18 protein-coding genes and 1 tRNA gene are annotated in these 21300 nt (G+C 68.8%); 11 read left to right on the top strand and 8 right to left on the bottom strand.

The window, feature by feature from the left end:
* Positions 1–75: 75 nt before the first annotated feature.
* The 3 genes from FBR43_RS09845 (at position 76) to FBR43_RS09835 (ending at position 3081) form a co-directional block, all read left to right on the top strand.
* Positions 76–1071 (top strand): GNAT family N-acetyltransferase, encoded by a 996-nt coding sequence (locus FBR43_RS09845; RefSeq protein ID WP_136942973.1) that lies wholly within the window; start codon positions 76–78, stop codon positions 1069–1071.
* On the top strand, positions 1068–2264 hold the full coding sequence (locus FBR43_RS09840) for a polysaccharide deacetylase family protein (RefSeq protein ID WP_169542568.1): 1197 nt from the start codon (positions 1068–1070) through the stop codon (positions 2262–2264). Before FBR43_RS09845 ends, FBR43_RS09840 begins: the two co-directional genes overlap by 4 nt.
* Before the next feature lie 103 nt (positions 2265–2367).
* Positions 2368–3081 carry a sugar transferase gene (locus tag FBR43_RS09835; RefSeq protein ID WP_169542567.1) on the top strand — a complete coding sequence of 238 codons (714 nt, stop codon included), beginning with the start codon at positions 2368–2370 and terminating at the stop codon, positions 3079–3081.
* Here the strand turns inward: FBR43_RS09835 and FBR43_RS09830 are convergent.
* The 3 genes from FBR43_RS09830 to FBR43_RS09820 form a co-directional block, all read right to left on the bottom strand.
* Positions 3078–3431 carry a DUF952 domain-containing protein gene (locus tag FBR43_RS09830; protein WP_136942971.1) on the bottom strand — a complete coding sequence of 118 codons (354 nt, stop codon included), beginning with the start codon at positions 3429–3431 and terminating at the stop codon, positions 3078–3080. The two genes, FBR43_RS09835 and FBR43_RS09830, sit on opposite strands and share 4 nt — an antisense overlap.
* Positions 3424–6246, bottom strand: coding sequence for a DNA gyrase subunit A (gene gyrA, locus FBR43_RS09825; RefSeq protein ID WP_136942970.1), 2823 nt, complete (start codon positions 6244–6246; stop codon positions 3424–3426). The genes FBR43_RS09830 and gyrA overlap by 8 nt, the downstream gene beginning before the upstream one ends.
* 192 nt (positions 6247–6438) lie before the next feature.
* On the bottom strand, positions 6439–7137 hold the full coding sequence (locus FBR43_RS09820; protein ID WP_136942969.1) for an SDR family NAD(P)-dependent oxidoreductase: 699 nt from the start codon (positions 7135–7137) through the stop codon (positions 6439–6441).
* A 166-nt stretch (positions 7138–7303) separates the two neighbouring features.
* Between FBR43_RS09820 and FBR43_RS09815 the strand changes: the two genes are divergently transcribed.
* The gene (locus FBR43_RS09815) at positions 7304–8569 is read left to right on the top strand and encodes a hypothetical protein (RefSeq protein WP_136942968.1); all 1266 of its coding nucleotides are present in this window, start codon (positions 7304–7306) and stop codon (positions 8567–8569) included.
* A 63-nt stretch (positions 8570–8632) separates the two neighbouring features.
* Here the strand turns inward: FBR43_RS09815 and FBR43_RS09810 are convergent, their stop codons facing one another.
* Positions 8633–9100 (bottom strand): Lrp/AsnC family transcriptional regulator, encoded by a 468-nt coding sequence (locus tag FBR43_RS09810; RefSeq protein ID WP_136942967.1) that lies wholly within the window; start codon positions 9098–9100, stop codon positions 8633–8635.
* Between the two features lie 192 nt (positions 9101–9292).
* Between FBR43_RS09810 and FBR43_RS09805 the strand changes: the two genes are divergently transcribed.
* From FBR43_RS09805 to FBR43_RS09795, 3 genes are all read left to right on the top strand, one after another.
* Complete coding sequence (locus FBR43_RS09805; protein ID WP_136942966.1) at positions 9293–11068, top strand: sensor histidine kinase; 1776 nt, start codon at positions 9293–9295, stop codon at positions 11066–11068.
* 23 nt (positions 11069–11091) lie between these two features.
* Complete coding sequence (locus tag FBR43_RS09800) at positions 11092–12141, top strand: polysaccharide deacetylase family protein (protein ID WP_212611915.1); 1050 nt, start codon at positions 11092–11094, stop codon at positions 12139–12141.
* Positions 12132–12207, top strand: a tRNA-Ile gene (locus tag FBR43_RS09795). Before FBR43_RS09800 ends, FBR43_RS09795 begins: the two co-directional genes overlap by 10 nt.
* Before the next feature lie 24 nt (positions 12208–12231).
* Here FBR43_RS09795 and FBR43_RS09790 read toward each other — a convergent pair.
* Positions 12232–13302, bottom strand: a complete 1071-nt coding sequence (locus FBR43_RS09790) for a PA0069 family radical SAM protein (RefSeq protein WP_136942965.1) — start codon at positions 13300–13302, stop codon at positions 12232–12234.
* A gap of 53 nt (positions 13303–13355) precedes the next feature.
* On the opposite strand from FBR43_RS09790, the gene FBR43_RS09785 reads away from it, so the two are divergent.
* Positions 13356–13691, top strand: coding sequence for a VOC family protein (locus tag FBR43_RS09785; protein WP_136942964.1), 336 nt, complete (start codon positions 13356–13358; stop codon positions 13689–13691).
* Positions 13692–13697: 6 nt separating this feature from the next.
* Here FBR43_RS09785 and moaB read toward each other — a convergent pair whose 3' ends face one another.
* Genes moaB through FBR43_RS09770 form a run of 3 tightly spaced genes read right to left on the bottom strand, consistent with a single transcriptional unit; the run spans position 13698 to position 16691 of the window.
* Positions 13698–14255 carry a molybdenum cofactor biosynthesis protein B gene (gene moaB, locus FBR43_RS09780; protein ID WP_394344024.1) on the bottom strand — a complete coding sequence of 186 codons (558 nt, stop codon included), beginning with the start codon at positions 14253–14255 and terminating at the stop codon, positions 13698–13700.
* Positions 14212–15930, bottom strand: a complete 1719-nt coding sequence (locus FBR43_RS09775; protein ID WP_136942962.1) for a lytic transglycosylase domain-containing protein — start codon at positions 15928–15930, stop codon at positions 14212–14214. Before FBR43_RS09775 ends, moaB begins: the two co-directional genes overlap by 44 nt.
* A gap of 53 nt (positions 15931–15983) precedes the next feature.
* Positions 15984–16691 carry a uracil-DNA glycosylase family protein gene (locus FBR43_RS09770; protein ID WP_136942961.1) on the bottom strand — a complete coding sequence of 236 codons (708 nt, stop codon included), beginning with the start codon at positions 16689–16691 and terminating at the stop codon, positions 15984–15986.
* A 391-nt stretch (positions 16692–17082) separates the two neighbouring features.
* Between FBR43_RS09770 and FBR43_RS09765 the strand changes: the two genes are divergently transcribed.
* The 3 genes from FBR43_RS09765 to FBR43_RS09755 are packed head-to-tail and all read left to right on the top strand — an operon-like array spanning position 17083 to position 21227.
* The gene (locus FBR43_RS09765; RefSeq protein ID WP_136942960.1) at positions 17083–18744 is read left to right on the top strand and encodes an electron transfer flavoprotein-ubiquinone oxidoreductase; all 1662 of its coding nucleotides are present in this window, start codon (positions 17083–17085) and stop codon (positions 18742–18744) included.
* A gap of 10 nt (positions 18745–18754) precedes the next feature.
* Positions 18755–20371, top strand: a complete 1617-nt coding sequence (locus FBR43_RS09760; protein WP_249276531.1) for a tetratricopeptide repeat protein — start codon at positions 18755–18757, stop codon at positions 20369–20371.
* Positions 20372–20375: 4 nt separating this feature from the next.
* On the top strand, positions 20376–21227 hold the full coding sequence (locus FBR43_RS09755; protein ID WP_136942959.1) for a 4-(cytidine 5'-diphospho)-2-C-methyl-D-erythritol kinase: 852 nt from the start codon (positions 20376–20378) through the stop codon (positions 21225–21227).
* Positions 21228–21300 lie beyond the last annotated feature (73 nt).

The raw sequence follows: 21300 nt of genomic DNA, 5'->3' as shown, positions 1-21300 counted from the left end.
CCAGATCGCGCTTTTCACCGAATCTTTGGATCGGCCGGGTACTCGCCTAGTCGGAAGCCACTTGCTGAGTAGTAAATGCTGACGTCATCGACCGGTCCCGATTGCCACCAGAATGACGGTTGGTTCGACGCGTGGTTCGCCGCGTTCGCGCCGCATGCCGCGCGTGAGCCCGGACAGCCGCCGATGATCGAGCACATGGTGCGTGCAGGGCCGTTGCCACTGCGCGCACGCGCGAGCGCGACCAACGTGCACAGCATCCTGTACGACTGGCCCGCCGAGATACCGCTCGATGCCGCCGGCATCGCCGCGCACTTCGCCGATCCGCGCATCGCGATGCTGCGGTTCGAATATCTCGACGAAGGCGCGCGACTGCTCGCGGCCGCCCGCGCGCTGTCAGGCCATTACGCGCTCAGGATCGAGCCGCACGCGATCTCGCCCTCTGTCGATTGCCGTGCAGGCTTCTCGACGTGGTTCGACGCGCGCAGCAAGAAGCTGCGCTATCGCCTGCGCACCGATCGGCGCAGCCTGATCGACGGCGACGGTATGCACTTCACCTTCGACAATGGCAGCGCCGAGCTCGACCACCGCCTCAACGCGATGCTGGCGATCGAGCGATCGGGCTGGAAGGGCCGCGCCGGCAGCGCCATCGCCGATGATCCCGCCACCGATCTGTTCTACCGCCGTCTCGCACACAACGCCGCACGTGCCGGCGCGCTCAGGATCGCGCTGCTCCATCGCGGCGAACAGCTGGTCGCGTTCGAGATGGGCGTAGTGGCCGCGCGGCGGCTGTTCCTCCTCAAGGTAGGCTATGACGAGGCGTTCGCCGCGCATGCGCCGGGCAATGTGCTGGCCGCCGAACATATCCGCGCCACCTGCGAGGATCCCGCGATCGACTGGTACGACAAGATGGGCAACGGCATGACGCCCGCCGCCTACAAGCTGCGCTTCGCCGACACGCTGGCGGTGCGCTATCGCCTGACGATCTACGCGAACGGATGGCGCGGCCGCGTCGCCCGCCTGCACGACAGCGCGCGCGCCGAAGCGAAGCGCCGGCTCAAGCGCAAGCCGTGACGCGCAAGGCCGAGCGGCGCGCACGCCTGCTGCGCTGGGCATCGATCGTCCTTGCGGGCACGCTGGCGGCGCTCGTGGCGGGCTGGTTGCTGGCAGGCGGCTGGATCGTCGGTCTCGCAATCGTCGCAGTTGCGCTCGGCATCGCGCATCGCGCGATGATCGCGCCGTCGGGCACCGCGATCCTCACCTATCACTCGGTTGATCCCGAACCGCGCTGGCTGCCCTGGGGGCGCGAGATCGCGGTGCATCCCGCGACCTTCGCGACGCATATGGCGACGCTCGCGCGCATGGGCGATGCCGTGCTGCCGACGCGCGAATGGGTCGCGCGGCGGCAGGCCGGCGCGCCGGTGCCGGCACGCTGCGTGCTGCTTCACCTCGACGATGGCTATCGCGACAACCTGGTTCACGCGGCACCCGTGCTCGCGCACCACGGCTTCGCCGCGACGATCTTCCCCTCGCTCGACTTCATCGAACCGGGCACAACGACACGCCCAGCGCCCACAGGTGCCTGCGAAGGCTATCTCAACTGGCCCGAACTGGCCGTGCTGGCGCAGCAGGGAATCGAGATCGAGCCGCATGGCGTGGCACATGCGCGCGTGCCCGTGTCCGAGCGCGCGACAGGAACGCTCGATGCGCAGAACTGGCGCGCCAATGCCTGGATGCAATGGGCCGCGACGCCCGGCCCGAAACACGACTGGTTCCGCCACGCAGCGCCGCAAGCGGTGCCGCTCGGCAGTCCGATCCCCGAATCGGGGCTGGCGCTGGCGGCGCGCGCTTGGACCGGCAACGGTCGCGAGGATGCCGATGCGCTCGCCGCGCGGATTACGCGCGACCTGTCGGCCTGTCGCATCGCTTTCGAAAAGTCGCTGGGCCGAACGCCGCATATCTTCTGCTGGCCCGAGAACAAGGCCGTGCCCGAAGGTCGTCGCATCGCGACCGATCTGGGGTATCGCGCCACGACGGGCGGCAAGGGCCGCAATACCACCTCCGAAGACCCCGCCATCCTGTCGCGCATCCACATGGGCGATCGTGCGATCGGCTTTCGCTGGCAGCCGGCCGAGGCGCTGCATTTCCACGCCGCCGTGCGGCTGATGCAGGGCAATCATTACTGGTATCTGGTGCTGCTGCCGATGCACGCCGCACGCCGGTTGATTCTCCGTCTGCGTGTCCTGTTCGGGGACGACTTCGCCTGACGGCAGCGATTGGCCGTCCGTTTATCGCGCGTTAAGGTTGTTTCCGGGTCGCATCGCGGCGAAGCCGACGCCACGCAGGGTGCAGACCTTGCGAGGAACGCCGATGCCGCCGAGCCCGACCGATCCCGAACGCCGCCGTGACATGGCGCGCCGCGTCCGCTTCGAATGCGACATGCGTGCCGTGCCGCTGCACCTGGAGGTACGGCGGCCGAGCTATGCCGCACGCGCCAAGCCCTTCATCGAAGGCGCGATGGCACTCGTCGCGATCGTCATTCTTGCGCCGGTGCTGCTCGCCGTCGCAGTCGCGATCAAGCTGCACGATGGCGGTCCGGTGCTGTTCGTCCAGTGGCGCACCGGCTATCTCGGCCGCCGCTTCCGGCTCTACAAGTTCCGCACGATGGTGGTGGATGCCGAAGCACTCAAGGAGAGCCTGCGCGCGCAAAGCGTGCACGGCAGCGCCTCGCCCGATTTCAAGGTGATCGACGATCCGCGCGTCACGCGGCTGGGGCGTTTCCTGCGCAAGACCAGCCTCGACGAGCTGCCCAATCTGTGGAACGTGGTGAAGGGCGACATGGCGCTCGTAGGGCCGCGCCCGACCTCCTTCTGCGCCAGCACCTATGGCATGGCGCATCTGCCGCGGCTCGCGGCGCGCCCTGGCCTCACGGGACTGTGGCAGGTCTCGGGCCGCGCCAATATCGGTTTCGACGAGCGCACCGAGATGGACATCCGCTATATCCGCGAGCTGCGCCCGACGCTCGATGCGCTGCTCGTGCTGCGCACCGTTCGGGCGGTTCGACGCGGCGAGGGTGCCGCCTAGCCGGCGACGGGAAGCCGCACGCCGCCGTCGTCCAGCCGTTCGAGCGGGCCGTAGGCGATCACCGCGTCGAGCGGCAGTGCGGCATAGAGATGCGGGAACAGCGCGCCGCCGCGGCTCGGCTCCCAGCGCACCGCATCGCCCAGCGCTGCGAGGTCGACGGCGGCGACGTGAAGATCGTCCTGCCCGGCGAAATGCTTGTCGACCGTGCCGGCAAGCTGCGCGGCGGTCGACAGATGCACATAGCCGTCGGCGAGGTCGACCGGCGCGCCGGCAAAGCTGCCGTCGCGTTCGAGTGCCGCCATCTGCGCGCCGGTCAGCACCTTATATGCCGTGGTCGGCGTGTCAGGCATCGTCGCCATCCTCTTCCTCGACGCGCTCGCTGATCGTCTCGGGACCGGTGCCGTCGTCGAGCTGGATCGCTTTGTCGGCATCGACTTCGGCCAGCGCCTCGCGCTCGTCGGCGATCATCGCCTCGGCCTCGTTCTCGGGCGCTTCCTCCTCGTCGATCCGGGCAACGCCGACGACATGCTCGTCGTCCGCCACGTTGAACAGCCGCACGCCCGCCGATCCGCGCCCGATCACGCGCAGCGACGACAGCGGCATGCGGATCATCTTGGCCTGATCGGTGACGAGCATCAGCTGGTCCGATGTGGTGGTGGGGAAGCTAGCCACCACCGGGCCGTTGCGCCGGATATTGTCAATATTGGTGATGCCCTGGCCACCGCGGCCGGTGCGGCGATACTCGTAAGCCGAGCTCAGCTTGCCATAGCCATTGGCGCATACGGTCAGGATAAACTGCTCGCGCTCGACCAGCAGCGCATAGCGCTCGCGGTCGGCCATCTCGCCCTCGCGCTCGGGCTTCCAGGGGGCGTGCCGCAGATACTCCTCGCGCTCGTCCTGGTCGCGCACGCCGGCGCGGTGCAGAACCGACAGCGAGATCACCTCGTCGCCCGCCGCCAAACGCATGCCGCGCACGCCGGTCGAGTTGCGGCTCTGGAACTCGCGAACGTCCTCGCTGTCGAAGCGGATCGCCTTGCCCTGGCGCGTCGCCAGCAGCACGTCGTCGCCGGCTTCGAGCAGTGCGACGCCGATCAGGCGATCATCCTCGTCGTCGCCTTCGAACTTCATCGCGATCTTGCCCGCGGTCGGCACGTTGGTGAAGGCGTCCATGCCGTTGCGGCGCACGCTGCCCTTAGCGGTCGCGAACATCACGTGCAGCTTACCCCATTCGGCCTCGTCCTCGGGCAGCGGGAGCACGGTGGAGATCGTCTCGCCCGTTGCGAGCGGCAGCAGGTTGACCATCGGCCGCCCGCGCGTGGCAGGGCCGCCCTCTGGCAAGCGCCACACCTTCAGGCGATAGACGCGGCCCAGTGTCGAGAAGAACAAGACCGGCGTATGCGTGCTGGTGACGAACAGGTTGGTGACGGCGTCCTGATCCTTGGTCGCCATGCCCGCGCGTCCCTTGCCGCCGCGTGCCTGAGCGCGGAAGGCATCGAGCGGCGTGCGCTTGATATATCCCTCCATCGTCACCGTGACGACCATGTCCTCGCGCTCGATGAGGTCCTCGTCCTCGATCCCGTCGGCCGCGGCGGCGATTTCCGAACGACGCGGCGTGGCGAAGGCGTCGCGCACCTCGACTAACTCGCCGCGCATCACTTCGTACAGCCGCGCGCGGTTGCCCAGGATCTCGAGCAGCTCGGCGATCGACGCCGCGAGCTTCGCCAGCTCCTCGCCGATCTCGTCGCGCCCGAGCGCGGTCAGGCGATGCAGCCGCAGGTCGAGGATGGCGCGCACCTGCACATCGGACAGGCGATAGGTGTCGCCCTCCACTTCGTGCTCGACGGCTTCGACCAGGCGAATGTACGAAGCGATCTCGGCGATCGGCCATTCACGCATCAACAGCTTGTTGCGCGCCTCCGCCGGGCTCGCCGATCCGCGGATGATGCGCACCACCTCGTCGAGATTGGTGACGGCGATCACGAGGCCGAGCAAGATGTGCGCCCGGTCGCGCGCCTTGGCCAGCTCGAACTTCGAGCGCCGCGTGATGACTTCCTCGCGGAACCTGACGAACGCCTCGATGATGTCGCGCAGGTTGAGCAGCTCGGGGCGACCGCCGCGGATCGCGAGCATGTTCGCCGCGAAGCTCGATTGCGCGGGCGTGTGGCGCCACAGCTGGTTGAGCACCACCTCGGGCGTCGCGTCGCGCTTCAGGTCGATGACGATGCGCACGCCTTCGCGGTTCGATTCGTCGCGGATGTCGCTGACGCCTTCGATCCGCTTGTCCTTGGCAGCCTCGGCGATCTTCTCGACCAGCGCGTTCTTGCCCTGCTGGAAGGGGATTTCGGTGAGGATGATCGAGCGTCGCCCGCCATCCCCCGCACCGCGCTGCTCGATGGTGTGGCGGCTGCGCAGCATGATCGAGCCGCGCCCGGTCTCGTGTGCCGAGCGGATGCCCGAGCGGCCGAGGATGATCGCGCCGGTCGGGAAATCGGGGCCGGGCACGATCTCGGCCAGCTCCTCGAAGCTTAGAGGCGCGCCGCCTTCCACCGCGCGATCGACATGCGCGATGCAGGCGTTGACGACTTCGCCCAGATTGTGCGGCGGCACGTTGGTCGCCATGCCTACGGCGATGCCGCCCGCGCCGTTGACGAGCAGGTTGGGAAAGCGCGCCGGCAGTACTGAAGGCTCGCTTTCCGAGCCGTCGTAATTGGGCTGGAAATCGACGGTATCCTTGTCGAGATCGCCCAGCAGTTCATTCGCCACGCGCGCCAGCCGCGCCTCGGTATAGCGCATCGCGGCGGGCGGATCGGGATCCATCGAGCCGAAATTGCCCTGGCCGTCGATCAGCGGCACGCGCATCGACCAGTCCTGCGTCATCCGCGCCAGCGCATCGTAGATCGCGGTGTCGCCGTGCGGGTGATATTTACCGATGACGTCGCCGACGATGCGCGCCGACTTGCGATAGGGCTTGTTGTAGGTGAAGCCGCTTTCGGAAGCCGAGAACAGGATGCGGCGGTGCACGGGCTTCAGCCCGTCGCGCACGTCGGGCAGCGCGCGCGCGACGATGACGCTCATCGCATAGTCGAGATAGGACGACTTCATCTCGTCGACGATCGAGATGGGGGAAATGTCGGCGGGGTCGGCGAGCAGCGTCTCGTCGGTCAAGGCAGGTTTCGCTTTCGTGGGGTGTGTCCCCCCGGTCTAGTACGACCACAGGCACCTGCCAACCCCCGCGCGTGCGCGCGTATACGCGCGAGGGCGCGACCCCCCTCGGTTCGTCTCGAGCGTAGCGAGAACGCCTACACGCGCTGGGCCGCCCTTGTTGGCGCAGCCGGGCAGGGGCAGGCCGGGGGGCGCCTAGAATGGAATCTCAGCCCCGTCCCACGCGAACAGCTTGCCGCTGTCGTGCGGTTTCAGCCCTTCGATCACGTCGAGCAGTTGCAGTGCGGCGCGCTCGGGATCGAACAGCTTGCCCGGCGCGACATTGCCGCTGAACGGCGCTGACAGCTTCGTGGCGACCGTGCCGGGGTGCAGCGCCACCACGATGCTGCGATCGTAGCGGCGCCGCTGCTCGATCGCGACGTTGCGGATCAGCATGTTGAGCGCGGCCTTGGCGGCGCGATAGCCGTGCCAGCCGCCAAGCGCATTGTCGCCGATCGACCCCACGCGCGCCGAAAGGGCCGCGAACACCGGCGTGCCGTCGCGCGGCAGCAGCGGCACGAAATGCTTGGCGACGAGGGCGGGGCCGATGGCGTTGATCGCGTAGCTGCGCGCCAGCCACGCCGGATCGAGCTCCTTGAGCGCCTTTTCGGGTCCGTTTGCACCCTCGTGCAACAGCCCGGTTGCTACGATCACGAGCGCCGGCGCCGGTCCCCCGGCCACGCGCGCAGCCGCCGCCTCGATGCTCGCTTCGTCCTCGAGATCGAGATGGTCATCGCCCGGCGCCGACCGCGCGAAGCGCCATATGCGCGCGAACTGCGCCTCCTCGTCGAGCGCGTTGGCGATCGCTCGCCCGATCCCGCCCGATGCACCGATTACCACTGCCGACTTGCGCATGGCGGCGGCGCTAGCGATGCTGGATGCTGGCGTCAAAGCGCTGGCGCCGTTCATGTTCAAAATGCGTTCAGGCGCGGGGCGTTACCCGCCGGCCGTCCGAGTTGCTTGAACGCTGCCGCGCCTCCATCTAGGAGCGCTCGAGCCCCCCGAGAGGAGAGAATAATCCATGTCGATCGTATCGAAGGCCGCGCTTGCCGCAATGCTCACGCTGGGCGGCCTCGCCGCCGTCGTCGCGACGCCGGCCGAAGCGCAGCGCAAGAAGAAGGGCGAGAATGCCCAGCCGCAGCTCGAAGTGGGCGAGGAGTTCCGCAAGTCCGCCGTCGCCGCGCAGACCGCGCTGCAGGCCAAAGACTATGCCACCGCCGAGCAGCAGCTCGCCGCCGCCGAGGCGCTCATCAAGAATGACGACGAGCGCTATTTCGCCGCGTCGCTCCGTCTGCCGATCGAAGCGCAGAAGCAGAATAATGCCGGCATCAAGCAGGCGCTCGAGGTGATGCTGCCCAGCCCGCGACTCAACCCCGCCGATGCCGGTCGCCTGAACTTCGTGCGCGGCAACATCGCGCTCAACGAGAAGGATACCGCGGGCGCGCTCCAGTATCTCGCCCGCGCGCAGGAGCTCGGCTACCAGAGCGAGGATCTGCCGCTGATGGTGGCGCGCGCGCAGATGGACAGCGGCAACATCGATGGCGGCGTCGCCGCGATGCAGCAGGCGGTCGACGCCAAGAAGGCCGCCGGCCAGAAGGTGCCCGACGAATGGTATGACTATACCGTCGCCAAGCTCTACGGCGCCAAGCGCACCGACGATGTCGGCAAGTGGCTGCGCATGCAGCTGACCGACTATCCCACCTCGAAGAACTGGCGCCGCTCGCTGCTCGTCTATCGCGATGCGGCGCAGCTCGACAATCAGGGCAAGCTCGACCTGTTCCGCCTGATGCGCTCGACCAAGAGCCTCGCCGACCAGAACGACTATCTCGAATATGCCGACATCGCCTATCGCGTCGGCCTGCCGTTCGAGACCAAGGCTGTGATCGAGGAGGGCCGCGCCGCCGGCAAGGTGCCCGCCGGCGCGCTCGGCACGTTGCTCAACGACGCCAATATCGCGATCAAGAACGAGGGCTCGCTCTCGGCACTCGAGGCGCCGGCGCGCAGCGCGCCCAACGGCACCAAGGCGGTGCAGCTGGCCGATGCCTATATCGGCAGCGGCAACTATGCCAAGGCGGTCGAATTCTATCGCCTAGGGCTCGAGAAGGGCGGCGTGCAGGCCGATCAGGTCAATCTGCGGCTCGGCACCGCGCTCGCCAATGCCGGCCAGCGCGCCGAGGCGAAGGCTGCCTTCTCGGCCGTTACCACCAAGCCGCGCGCCGAGATCGCGACCTTCTGGAACCAGTGGATCGATCAGGGCATGACGGCGACGACCGCGCCTGCCGCCTGATCGCCTGAAATAGGCAAAGCGAAAGGCCGGGGGAGCGATCCCCCGGCCTTTTCGCTGCCCGTCTCACATCGTCGGAACGGGAATGCCCGGCAGCGATTTCGACGTGCGGATCGTGAACGAGGTCTTGACGCTGGCTACGTTCGACGCGGTCGTCAGCCGCGTCGTCAGCATCTCCTGAAAGCTCTTGAGGTCGGTCGCGACGACCTTCAGGATGAAGTCGATCTCGCCGTTGAGCATGTGGCATTCGCGCACTTCGGGAATACCGGCGACATGCTCCTCGAACGCGGCGAGATCGCTTTCGGCCTGGCTGCGCAGGCTGACGAGCGCGAACACCGTGATGCCATATCCCAGCGTCGCCGGATCGAGCGCGGCATGATAGCCCTGGATGGCGCCGGCTTCCTCGAGCGCACGCACGCGACGCAGGCAGGGCGGCGCGGTAAGCCCCACACGCTCGGCGAGATCGACATTGGTCATCCGCCCATCCTCCTGCAATAGCGAGAGGATTTGCAGGTCGATGCGATCGAAGCTCATGGCTACTCCTGACGAGCGTATTTTTCGGGTTCGGGAATGGCGCTAACCTATAAGAATGTTGCTCGCAAACGCAATTGTCCCACAATGCGACGGCATGTTTTCGGACACCCGCGAGCTATTCCTGACCGGTGCCGCAAACGTTAAGGATTCCTTGACGACGCGCCTCCCGCACGTCGGCAGGATGCCCAACCATTGCGCTTCGACGACACTCTCGAGACCGTGCTGGCCGCCGATGTCTCCACGCCGTTCGGGCGTGAATCGGCGTATCGCCAGCTTGTCGATCTCGTGGGGCGGCGGCGCGTGGCTGCCGATCCGCGCGCGCTCGACGCCATTGCTCGGCTGCGCGGCGACGTGCCGGTTGCCGTCCGCGGTTCAGCAGCGCGCGCGCTCGCGATGGCGAGCCCGCCGGCTGCTTTGGTCAGGTTGCTCGCCGACGACGACCTCGCGGTAGCCGCGCCGGTGCTGCGAACCGCGACGCTCGACGCAGCCGAATGGACCGCGCTGCTCCCCCGGCTTTCGCCGCCGGCTCGCGCAGTGCTGCGCCACCGCCGCGACCTTGGCAGCGATGTCGAGCGGGCTCTCGAAGCCTTCGGCGCCGTTGATTTCGTGTTGGCGGACGATCGCCCCGAAGCCGCGCGGCCGGTTGCCAGGCCCGCACCGCCGGTCGAGCAGCCTGCCGAACCCGAGCCAGAACGAGATGTCGGCATCGCCCCGTCAGCCGTTCCGCCGCCGGGTTCGCCCTTCGCATCGCTGGGTGCGGTGGCTATGGGCATTCCCATCGTCGCCGAAGCGGTTCGTCATGCCGAGGCGCCCGCCACTCCCGCGCCGGGCAAGACTACCGACGATCGATCAGGCCCGTTCACCATCGCCGATGTCGTCGCGCGGATCGACGCGTTTCGCGAACGGCGCGATCGTGACCGTGCCGCCGCACCGCCGCCCGCCGCCGCTGCCGGACCCGCCGACCGCTTCCGCTTCGAAACCGATGCCGAGGGAACGGTGCGCTGGGCCGATGGCGCCGGGCGCGCGGTACTCATCGGCATGTCGCTGCTGCTTGCCGGTCGCGTCGGCGCCGCCGCGATCGACGGCGTGGCGGCGGGCGCTTTCCGCCAGCGCGCGCGCTTTCGCGATGCGCGGCTCAGCATCGATGTCGCCGGTCCTGCCGCCGGCGACTGGCTGTTCTCGGGCATTCCCCAGTTCGATCCCGCCTCGGGTCGTTTCACGGGCTATCAGGGTGCGGCACGCCGCCCGCATGGCGGCGAGCTCGCGCAGCCGGCACGCGCGCAGGCGCACCGCCCCGACGCGCTGCGCCAGCTCGTCCACGAACTGCGAACGCCGACCAACGCCGTGATCGGTTTCTCCGAAATGATCTATCATCAGGTGCTCGGTCCGGTGGTCGATCCCTATCGCGAGCATGCGCAGGCAATCCGTGGCCATGCGCGCGATCTGCTCGCGGCGATCGACGACCTCGATCTCGCCGCGCGCATCGAGACCGACGCACTGACGCTGCGGCCCGAGCCGGTATCGCTGCGCGCGGTGATCGCGGTAGTGGCCGACGATCTGCGCGCGCTCGCCGATCTTCGCGAGGCCGCAATCGTGCTGCCGCGCGACGACCGCCCGGTCGAAGGCGATCGCCATGCGATCGAGCGGCTGTTCGGCCGGCTGTTCTCGACGCTGTTGTCGGCGACACGGGCGGGCGAGCACATCGCCATCACCATTGGCGGCGAGGGCGACATGGTCGAGGTCGAGATCGACCGGCCTGCCGGGCTGGTCTTCGATCCTGCGGCGATCGGCGAAGACGGCGACGATGTCGAGCCCGGCGGCGCGCCGCTCGGCACCGGCTTCGCGCTTCGCCTCGTCACCAACCTGGCGCGCCAGCTGGGCGGCGCGCTCGCATTCGATCCGATACGGCTCCGCCTGAGCCTGCCGGCTGCACATCGCGACGCGGGGGTGCAGGCAACCAAATCTTGACACCGCCGCGCTAGGGCGTGGCGATGACCCCGCGCCATGCCTATCGTCCGCCGCCGCCCGGCCCCCCGGTACTCTGGCCTAAGAATTTCGGCACGCGCTTCGCGATCATGGTCGATACCGAGGAGGAGTTCGACTGGTCCGCGCCGTTTTCGCGCCACGCCCGCGCCGTCACCGCGATCGACGCACTGCCCGAGGCGCATCGCCGCTTCGCCGATCGCGGCGTGCCCATCGTCTATCTCGTCGATCATCCGGTTGCAGCGACACCGCGTTCGGCAGATGCTCTGGCGCGCGTGATCGAGGATGGACGGTCAGCGATCGGTGCGCACCTTCACCCCTGGGTGACGCCGCCCGACGACGAGGAAGTGAGCGTCGTCAACAGCTTCGCCGGCAATCTGCCGGACGCGCTTGAAGCGGCCAAGCTCGATGCGCTGGGCAATGCGATCGAGGCGGCGTTCGGCACGAGCCCGCGCATCTTTCGTGCCGGCCGTTACGGCATCGGCCCTGCGACGCGCCGACTGCTTGCCGAGCGCGGCTATGCGATCGACAGCTCGGTGCGCCCCGGCTTCGACTATCGCGCGCAGGGCGGCCCCAATTTTCGCGCCGCGACCAATGCCGCCTATCATGCGGCCGATGCGCCGATCGTCGAGCTGCCGCTCACCACCGTCTATCTCGGTCGGCTGCGGCGCGGTGGCGCCACGCTTTACGAGCGGCTCGGCCGGCTGCCGCGGGGCAGGGGTGTGGCATCGCGGCTGGGGCTGCACGATCGCGTGTCGCTGACGCCCGAGGGCGTGCCGCTGGCCGATGCGCTGCGCGCGATCGACGCCGCGGTCGACGATGGCGAGCGGCTGCTCAACTTCTCCTACCACTCGCCAACCCTGGTGCCCGGCATGACCCCGTACACGCGCGACGCCGGCGATGTCGCGGCGTTCCATCGCTGGTGGGACGCGGTTCTGGCGCGGCTCGATGCGCGGGGCGTCCGGCCGGTGGGCGCCGACGAGCTGATCGCCGCGACGCGCCGGCTTGCCCAGCAGCCCGCACCTCCGCTACAGCCGCACGCGCTGGCGGGCCTGTAGCTCAACGGTTAGAGCTGGCCGCTCATAACGGCTAGGTTGCGGGTTCGAGTCCTGCCGGGCCCACCAGCATCCCGTGCCGGATCGCCGATATCAGAACAGTTCGCCCTGCGCGCCCGCCGGTCGCCGGAACAGGTCGGTGCGCAGCGCGATGCGCTCGCTCTCCAGCCCGTATTTGCGACAGGCCTTGGCGAAGCGGGTGCGCAGCAACTCGGCCCACGGGCCTTGCCCCTGCATCCGCGTGAAGAAATTGGGGTCGTTGTCGCGCCCGCCGCGCAGCGACTGGACGATCGCCATCACCTTGCCCGCGCGATCGGGATAATGCGCATCGAGCCACGCGCGAAACAGCGGCGCCACTTCGTGCGGCAGCCGCACCGGCATGAAGAAGGCAGCGCGCGCACCCGCCTCGGCAGCGCGTTCGAGAATATGCTCGATCTCGTGATCGGTGATGGCCGGAATGACGGGCGAGAGTGACACGAACACCGGCACCCCCGCTGTCGCCAGCGCCGCGATCGCCTTCAGCCGCTTCTCGGGATGTGGCGCGCGCGACTCGAGCGTCATCGCCACCTTCGGGTCGAGCGTCGTGACCGAAATCATCACCGCCGCCAGCCTTTGGGCGGCCATCGGCGCAATCAGATCGAGATCGCGCAGCACGCGATCGGACTTGGTGGTGATGGTGATCGGGTGGCGACACTCGGCGAGTATCTCGATGCAGGCACGCGTGATGCGCCACTCGCCCTCGATCGGTTGATAGGGATCGGTATTGGTACCGAACGCGATCGGGCGGGGCACATAGCCCGGCCTCGCGAGTTCGGCGCGCAGCAGCTCGGCGGCGCCCGGCTTGGCGAACAGCCGCGTCTCGAAGTCGATGCCCGGCGACAAATCGTGATAGGCGTGGCTCGGCCGCGCGAAGCAATAGATGCAGCCATGCTCGCAGCCGCGATAGGGGTTGATCGAGCGGTCGAACGGCACGTCGGGCGACTGGTTGCGCGCGATGATCGTGCGTGCGTTCTCGACCGTGACCGACGTGCGGACCGGCGCGGGCGCACCGTCGATAGCTTCGAGCGCATCGAGCCAGTCGCCATCGGCCTCGCGCTGGGCAAGGCCGAAGCGCGTCGGCACGTCGTTGCGGGTAGCGCCGCGCACGGCGCGATTCGTCGCCATTGCGCGATGCTACGCGCTGGAGTAGAACACATCAAGAACATTGGGAGAGCGAAATGGCGCGGTTGAACTATCTCGAACTGCCCGTGGGTGACGTGGCGGGGCACAAGCGTTTTTACGCCGAGGCCTTCGGCTGGAGCTTCACCGATTACGGACCGAGCTATGCCGCGACCACGACGGGAGACGTCGATATCGGCCTCCAGGGCGATGCGTCCGAGCATAGCGCGCAGCTGCTGCCGGTGATCGAAGTCGATGATATCGATGCCGCACAGGCACGGATCGAGACGGCCGGCGGCACCGTGACGCTGCCGATTTTTGCCTTTCCCGGCGGCCGCCGCTTCCATTTCCGCGATCCGCACGGCCACGAGCTGGCGGTAATGCAGCCCGGCTGAAGCGCCTCAGGCCTCGCGCAGCCGCGGCATCAGCTCAACGAAATTACAGGGCTTGTGCCTCGCGTCGAGCTGCTGCGCGAGAATGCCGTCCCACCCGTCCTTCACCGCGCCCGTTGAGCCCGGCAGCGCGAAGATGTAGGTGCCGCGCGCCACGCAGGCGCAGGCACGCGATTGGATGGTCGAGGTGCCGATCTTGGCAAGGCTCTGCCAGCGGAACAGTTCGCCGAAGCCGGGGATCATCTTGTCGGCCACCTGCTCGACGGCCTCGGGCGTCACGTCGCGGCCCGTCACGCCGGTGCCGCCGGTGGTGATGATGCAGTCGACGTGCGGATCGTCGATCCAGCCATGCAGCTGCGCGACGATCGCCTGCGCGTCGTCGCGCACGATGCGGCGGTCGGCAAGCACATGCCCCGCCTCGGTCAGCCGCGCGACGAGCGTGTCGCCCGATCGATCATCGGCAAGCGAGCGCGTGTCGGATACGGTCAGGACGGCGATGCGGACGGCGACGAAGCCGTCGGCGCTATCGGGCACTGAGCTGCGCGCCGCGCCCGCCCTTGCGCGCATTCACCGCGGTGTCGCCCTTCATGCCGGGGAAGCGCGGCCACAGCCCCTGCGACAGCGCGTCGCGGCTGGCCGAGACCTTGCCTTCCTTGGCCTCGTACATCCAGTAGTTGCGCAGCACCGTCATCACATAGCCGCGCGTCTCCCAATAGGGGATCGATTCGATGTAGAGCAGCGGGTCGCCGCCGTCGCGCGGGTTGAGGTTCCAGGCGGCAACGGGCGAGGGGCCGGCATTATAGGCCGCGATCACCTTGGGCAGCAGGCCGCCAGTGGTCGGCATGTCGCGCAGCTTTTCGAGATAGGATTGTCCCACCTCGATATTGGTCGATGGGCGTGACAGTGCCGAGCGATCGATGACGATGCCCTTTTGCCGGCCGATATCGGTGGCGGCGGCGGGCATAATTTGCATCAGGCCATAAGCGCCTGCCGGGCTGACGACGCCCTGCTGGAAGCGCGATTCCTGCAGCGCGTGGGCGTAGACGAGCGCCTTGTCGACGCGCCAGCCGCCATCGGGCGTCCAGCTGGGCGCGGGGTAGCGCGCTTCCATCATCGGCCGCGCGCCGGCAGGGATATTGTGCGAGAGCCATAGCTGCGTCGCAGGCAGGTCGATCGCGCCGGCGACGCGCGCGAGCGCGGCATATTCGTCGGGCGCGCCGATCCGCGCCTGATGGCGGATGACGTTGGCGGCGAGCACGTCCTCGTCGATCTCCATCAACGCCGCGGCAACGCGTACGTTCGGGCGCCGCTCGAGCAGCTTCCAGTCGGCGCCTGCCGCCTGCGTCGGCACGCGATCGGTCGCCTGGCTTACGCCCAGCGCCTGGCGTGCGAGCATGCCATAGAAGGTCTCGTTATACTGCGCGGCGTTCTGCAGACGCGCCTGCACCAGATCGGGCCGGGCGGCGGCGATATCGGCGCGGGAGGCCCAATAGAGCCCGGCGGCGCGCAGGTCGACATCGGTGGCGCGCTGCGCGACGGCGGTGAAAGCCGCCTGCGCGCCGGCATAGTCGCGCATCCGCCATGCCGCGAGCCCCTGCACCCAGTCGGCCTGCGGCACCCATTCGCCGCTGCCGCGCTGTGCCTGCGCGGCGATGCGGCGCGCCGCGGCATCGTTGCCCGAGAGATAATAGATCCACGCCACGCGCTGCTGCCATTCGGTCAGCGCCTCGGGCGAAAGGCGATCGGCATAGTCGGCGACCAGCGCCTCGCCGGCGGCTCCCAGATCATCCTTGATGATCGGCTCCATCCGCGTCGCCAGTTCGGCGGCGGCGGCATCGGACTTCACCGATTTCAGGCGAATGCGATTGGGCGCGCCGTCATGCCAGGTCAGCCGGTTGGCGACGGGCAGCTCGGGCAGTTCCTCGGCACCGCGCAGCTTGGCGAGCCGCGCGATATCGGAAGCATGCGGCAGCTCGGGAGCTTCGGCGAGCAGCGCCTGCAACGGCAGCAGCTCGATCTTGGGCGATCCCTTGGCGGTGTAGAGCTCGGCACGCGCGATGCTGTGCAGCGGCCCCCGCCGCATCGCGTCGAGCTGCAACTCCGCATCGGCCCAGCGGCCGGTGCGGATCGCGGCGAAGACGCTGCGATAGGCGCTGCGCTGGCCGTCATCGAGCTGGTAAGGCACCGCGCGCATCGTGCGGCCGGCGGCAGGTGCAGCGCCATCGCGTCCGTCGGCGGCCATGGCAGGGAGCGCGGGCAGAGCGCAGAGCGCGATTGCGGCGATGGCGCGGATACTCACTGGCGCATTTCCCCCGTTAACAGCAACAGATCCTTCCAGGCGGCGGCCTTGTGCGCCGGCTGCCTCAGCAGGAACCGGGGATGCACGCTGGCTACGGCGTCGAAGTTTCGCTCGCCGTGGTTAATGCCATGTAAACGCCCGCGAAGGGGAGCACGGCTGGTCCCGAGGATCGCACGGCTCGCCTGATCCGTCAGAATCAGCACGCGCCGTGCCCCGGTCAGCGCGATGTGGTGTCGCGCCAGCTCGGCAAGCCGCGCTTCGTCATCAGGGGCGATCCGCCCCGCCGGCGGCGTCGCATGCGCCAGCGCCGCCAGATAAACGTCCGAGCGCGTTCGCCCGATCGCCGCGAGCATCGCGTCGAGCAGCCGGCCCGCCGCCCCGCCCGCCATCGCGCCGTCTTCGGGCTGGTCGACCACGATCATCAGGTCCGACGCTACGGCACCTTCGGGTGCGATCATCGGCGTGCCCCATGCATGTTCGGGTGCGGCGTCCGAAAGACGCCACGCCACAAACGCGTCGAGCGTGTCGGGCAACTGCGCAGGCGCCACCGCCGCGACCGTCGCGGGCGCAGGCAGCGGTGATGAAGGCTCGGCGCGCCAGTCGCGCACTTCGTCGTCGACCAGCATGTCGACGCCGGCGGCATCCCACCATTCGAGCGCGCTTGCCGCCAGCATCGCCCAGTCGTTGCGTGGTTCTACCCCCATATTGGAGCCTCAGGGTCCAAACTCGATCGGGACAGGGTCGTGACGGAGCGGATGTTGGCGCCAGGCTAGGAGCAAGGAGGGAGCGATGCCGAAGCATCGTGACCGACGCGCGACGCGGCATGGCGCCAAAAGCCGCCCGCCGCCAGAGGCGGTCGCCCATGGAAGGCCGCCGAGCGGCGTCGCTTGCTTGCGCGTAGCTTCAGCTACGCGACTGCGCTGCGCTCCTTGTCGGCGGCCTTCCATGGGCGATCACGATCCCTGTCCCGATTGAGTTTGGACCCTAGGCCCGGCCTTGACGTTGCAGTCAATCTGCGTGCACCGCCAGACGGACGAGACGTGGCAGGCATGCGCCACAGCGGCGGGTCGATCCGCCGCGACGATGGAGACGAGGATGAGCGAACGCGAGTCGATGCCCTATGACGTGGTGATCGTGGGCGCCGGGCCGGCGGGTCTGGCGGCGGCGATCCGGCTCAAACAGCGTGCCGCCGAAACAGGCGCCGAACTCGCCGTCTGCGTGCTCGAAAAGGGATCGGAAGTCGGCGCGCACATCCTGTCGGGCGCGGTGATCGACCCCAAGGCGCTCGACGAGCTGCTGCCCGACTGGCGCGAACAGGGCTGCCCGCTTGCCGAAACGCCGGTGACCGAGAATCATCACTGGGTGCTTTCCAAAACGGGCAAACGGTCGATCCCCGAATTCAGCCTGCCGCCGTTCATGCACAATGACGGCTGCTACACGGGATCGCTCGGCAATCTGTGCCGCTGGCTGGCCGAGCAGGCCGAGGCGCTGGGCGTCGAGATCTTCCCCGGCTTCGCCGCCGCCGAAATCCTGTTCGACGAGGCCGGCGCGGTGAAGGGCGTGGCGACGGGCGACATGGGCGTGGCGCGCGACGGCACGCACAAGCCCGATTATCAGCCCGGCCTCGAGCTCCATGCGCGCTACACCCTGTTTGCCGAGGGCGTGCGCGGGCATCTCTCGAAGGAGCTGATGCGGCTGTTCGATCTGCGCCGCGACTGCGATCCGCAGGTCTACGGCATCGGCATCAAGGAATTGTGGGACGTAGCGCCCGATCAGCACGTCCCCGGCCGCGTCATCCACACGCAGGGCTGGCCGCTCAGCGAAACGCGCGGGTCGAACGGCGGCGGCTTCCTCTATCATCAGGCCAACGGGCAGGTCGCGCTCGGCTACGTCACCTGGCTAAACTACACCAACCCGCATCTGTCGCCGTTCCACGAAATGCAGCGCTGGAAGACGCACCCGGCGATCGCCGAGATCCTGAAGGGCGGCAAGCGCGTGAGCTATGGCGCGCGCGCGATCAACGATGGCGGTTTCCAGTCGGTGCCCAAGCTGGTGTTTCCCGGCGGCGCGCTGGTGGGTTGCTCGGCAGGATTCCTCAACGTGCCGCGCATCAAGGGCACGCATACTGCGATGAAGACCGGCATGATGGCCGCCGATGCCGCGTTCGATGCCGTGCAGGCCGATCGCCGGGGCGACGAGCTCGCCGCTTATCCTCAGGCCTATGAAGCGAGCTGGGTGTATGAGGAACTGCGCAAGGTGCGCAACGTCGTGCCGATGGTGAAGAAATATGGCGACCTGATCGGTTCGGGCCTGTCGGGCGCCACGATGTGGATGGAGCATTGGGGCATGAAGATGCCCTTCACGATGCATCACCATCCCGATCACGAAAGTCTGTGGCGCAAGGATCAGGTGCCGAAGATCGACTATCCCAAGCCCGACGGCGTGCTCACCTTCGATCGCCTGTCGTCGGTGTTCCTCTCGAACACCAATCATGAGGAGGACCAGCCCGTCCACCTCACGCTCAAAGACCCCGACGTGCCGATCGCGCACAACCTGCCCTTGTACGACGAGCCAGCGCAGCGTTACTGTCCGGCAGGCGTGTACGAGGTGGTGGGCGAGGATACGGGCGATCCGAAGTTCGTCATCAACGCGCAGAACTGCGTCCACTGCAAGACGTGCGACATCAAGGACCCCACGCAGAACATCCACTGGGTGGTGCCCGAAGGCGGCGGAGGGCCGAACTATCCCAACATGTAGGCGTTTTCCCGTGCTGGCCGCGCTTGCCGCCACGCTCTCACCCGGCATCGCGACGGCGGCATCCGATCCGCCGACGGGCGCGGCGCTTGCGGCCTATGTGCGGGCGCGCGCCGCCGATGCCGATGGCGCGTCCGACGTCGCCGCGCGCGGCTATGCCGCCGCGCTCGCCGCCGATCCGCGCAACGAAGTGATCGCGATCCGCGCGTTCCGCGAGGCGATGGCGATCGGCGACCTTGCGCTTGCCGATCGCGCGCTCTCCGTGCTCGAGGCGTCGGACGTCGCGCCCGCCGATACCGCGCTGTTCCGCTTCGCGCAGGCGGTGGCGGCGAAGGACATGGCGGCTGCGACGCGCGCGGCCGATGCGGTCGCCGCCGGACCGCTCGACTTCGCCGCACCGGTGCTGCGCGCCTGGCTTGCCTATACGACGCGCGAGGGGGATCCGGCCGCGATCCTGCTGGCGAGCGAGATCGGCGCGATCACGCGCCGCTATGCTGCCGAGAATCGCGCACTCATCCAGATCGCGCAGAAGCGCCCGCGCGAGGCGGTCGATACGTTGCAGGCGCTGCTCGGCAACGATCAGGCGAGCCTCGATCTGCGCATCAACGCAGCGCAGCTTTTCGCCTCCACCGGGCAGCCGCGACTGGCGCGCGCGCTGCTCGAAGGCGGCGATCCCGTGCTGCGGGCGCAGGCCGCCGCGCTCGATCGCAGTGCACGGCCGGGCCTGGCGTTCGGCACCTCTCGGCTGTTCACCCGGCTCGCCGCCGATATCGGCAGCGAGGATACCGCACCGCTCACCATCCTGCTCGCGCGTTCGGCACTGCTCGTCAACCCGGCCGACGATCGCGCGCGGCTGCTGCTCGCCGACGCCCTGTCGCACGAGGGCGGTGCCGCCCGCGCGATCGCCTTGCTCGACGCCATCCGCCCCGACAGTCCGTTCGCCGGCGTCGCGCGCTCGGCGCGTGTCGAGGTGCTGGCGCGCCAGGGCGACGACGCCGGCGCGCTCGCGGCGGCGCAAAGGCTCGCCGAGGCCGAGGGTGCCGGCGTCCCCGCGCTGCAATCCTATGGCGACCGGCTGGTCGATGATGGCCGCTTCGCCGACGCCGCTGCCGCCTACGCGGCCGCCATGGCGCAGGCAGGCGACGGCGACTGGGTGCTCAACCTCCAGCGCGGAGGCGCGCTCGAACAGGCGGGCCGCTGGGACGAGGCGTTGCCATTCCTCGAACGCGCGGTCGAGCTCGCGCCGCAGGAGCCGGTGGCGCTCAACTATCTCGGCTATGCACAGGTCGAGCGCGGGCTCAACCTTACCGAGGCGCGCGGTCTGCTCGAGCGCGCGCGCGCGATGCGGCCCGACGACCCTGCGATCACCGATTCGCTCGGCTGGGCCTATGTGCAGAGCGGCGAGCTCGCCAAGGGACTGCCGCTGCTCGAACAGGCGGCGCAGGCCGAACCCGCCAGCGTCGCGATCAACGAGCATCTGGGCGATGCCTATTGGCAGGCGGGTCGCCGCTTCGAGGCGCGCTATGCCTGGCGTGCCGCGGCGATCTATGCCGAGGATGTCGATCAGCGGCGGATCGCGGCCAAGCTCGAAGGCGGTCCCACCGCCGCGCCGCGCACCACCGCGCGCTGACCGCATGATCGTCGAGCCGGCGCCGGCCAAGATCAATCTGGCGCTGCATGTCCGCGCGCGCCGCGCCGATGGCTATCACACGCTCGAGACGCTGTTCGCGTTCGTCGCCGATGGCGATGTGCTGCATCTCGATCCCTCGGGTGCGCCGGGCCTGCGCATCACCGGCCCGTTCGCGGCGGGACTTTCGCCCGACGACCCCGGCAACCTGGTGCTGTGCGCCGAAGCGGCGTTCCGCTCGCAGGTCGCACCGGTCGCGCCGGGCGCGTGGCTGCTCGACAAGCGGCTGCCCGTCGCCTCGGGCATCGGCGGCGGATCGGCCGATGCCGCCGCGGCGCTGCGCGCGCTCGCCCGCGCGCATGGCGTAGCGCGCGACGATCCGCGCCTGTTCGCCATCGCCGCTGCGCTGGGGTCCGACGTGCCCGCCTGCCTGCTCGGGCGGCCGGCGCTGGGGCGGGGCAGGGGGGAGCGGCTCGATCTTCTGCCGCCATTGCCGCCGCTTGCCGTGCTGCTCGTCAATCCGCTGGTGCCCGTCTCGACCGCAGCGGTGTTCGCGCGCTGGGACGGCGTCGATCGCGGCGCGCTCGCGCATGGCGCGCCGCTCGCCGTCGCGATTGGCGGGCGCAACGATCTCGAACCCCCCGCGCGCGCGCTCGCGCCCGCGATCGACGACGTGCTGGCGCTGCTCGCGGCGCAGCAGGGCGTGCTGCTCGCGCGGATGTCGGGATCGGGCGCGACCTGCTTCGCGCTGTTCGATCACGCGGACGATCGTGCGAGCGCCGCGCGAGCAGTCGTCGCGTCACAGCCCGGCTGGTGGTGTCTCGAAACGACACTCGCGGCACAGCCGCACGTCCCGTAGCGGGACGGCGCGCCGACTGCGGCACGCCCATCCGCGATCGGCACGATGCTTGCTGAGATCGCAGCCAAGCGGA

This window comes from Sphingomonas baiyangensis (assembly GCF_005144715.1).
Lineage (GTDB): Bacteria > Pseudomonadota > Alphaproteobacteria > Sphingomonadales > Sphingomonadaceae > Sphingomonas > Sphingomonas baiyangensis.
The sequence above is the reverse complement of the archived record's forward strand: the minus strand, read 5'-3'. Positions and strand labels throughout refer to the sequence as shown.

What these genes read in the sequence shown, in the direction of transcription:
- FBR43_RS09810 (WP_136942967.1), bottom strand. Translation starts at nt 9,100, where the DNA reads ATGAGCTTCGATCGCATCGACCTGCAAATCCTCTCGCTATTGCAGGAG.
- FBR43_RS09820 (WP_136942969.1), bottom strand. Translation starts at nt 7,137, where the DNA reads ATGCGCAAGTCGGCAGTGGTAATCGGTGCATCGGGCGGGATCGGGCGA.
- FBR43_RS09790 (WP_136942965.1), bottom strand. Translation starts at nt 13,302, where the DNA reads ATGGCGACGAATCGCGCCGTGCGCGGCGCTACCCGCAACGACGTGCCG.
- FBR43_RS09815 (WP_136942968.1), top strand. Translation starts at nt 7,304, where the DNA reads ATGTCGATCGTATCGAAGGCCGCGCTTGCCGCAATGCTCACGCTGGGC.
- FBR43_RS09755 (WP_136942959.1), top strand. Translation starts at nt 20,376, where the DNA reads ATGATCGTCGAGCCGGCGCCGGCCAAGATCAATCTGGCGCTGCATGTC.
- FBR43_RS09770 (WP_136942961.1), bottom strand. Translation starts at nt 16,691, where the DNA reads ATGGGGGTAGAACCACGCAACGACTGGGCGATGCTGGCGGCAAGCGCG.
- FBR43_RS09765 (WP_136942960.1), top strand. Translation starts at nt 17,083, where the DNA reads ATGAGCGAACGCGAGTCGATGCCCTATGACGTGGTGATCGTGGGCGCC.
- FBR43_RS09835 (WP_169542567.1), top strand. Translation starts at nt 2,368, where the DNA reads ATGCCGCCGAGCCCGACCGATCCCGAACGCCGCCGTGACATGGCGCGC.
- FBR43_RS09800 (WP_212611915.1), top strand. Translation starts at nt 11,092, where the DNA reads ATGACCCCGCGCCATGCCTATCGTCCGCCGCCGCCCGGCCCCCCGGTA.
- FBR43_RS09845 (WP_136942973.1), top strand. Translation starts at nt 76, where the DNA reads ATGCTGACGTCATCGACCGGTCCCGATTGCCACCAGAATGACGGTTGG.
- FBR43_RS09785 (WP_136942964.1), top strand. Translation starts at nt 13,356, where the DNA reads ATGGCGCGGTTGAACTATCTCGAACTGCCCGTGGGTGACGTGGCGGGG.
- moaB (WP_394344024.1), bottom strand. Translation starts at nt 14,255, where the DNA reads ATGCGCGCAAGGGCGGGCGCGGCGCGCAGCTCAGTGCCCGATAGCGCC.
- FBR43_RS09830 (WP_136942971.1), bottom strand. Translation starts at nt 3,431, where the DNA reads ATGCCTGACACGCCGACCACGGCATATAAGGTGCTGACCGGCGCGCAG.
- FBR43_RS09775 (WP_136942962.1), bottom strand. Translation starts at nt 15,930, where the DNA reads ATGGCCGCCGACGGACGCGATGGCGCTGCACCTGCCGCCGGCCGCACG.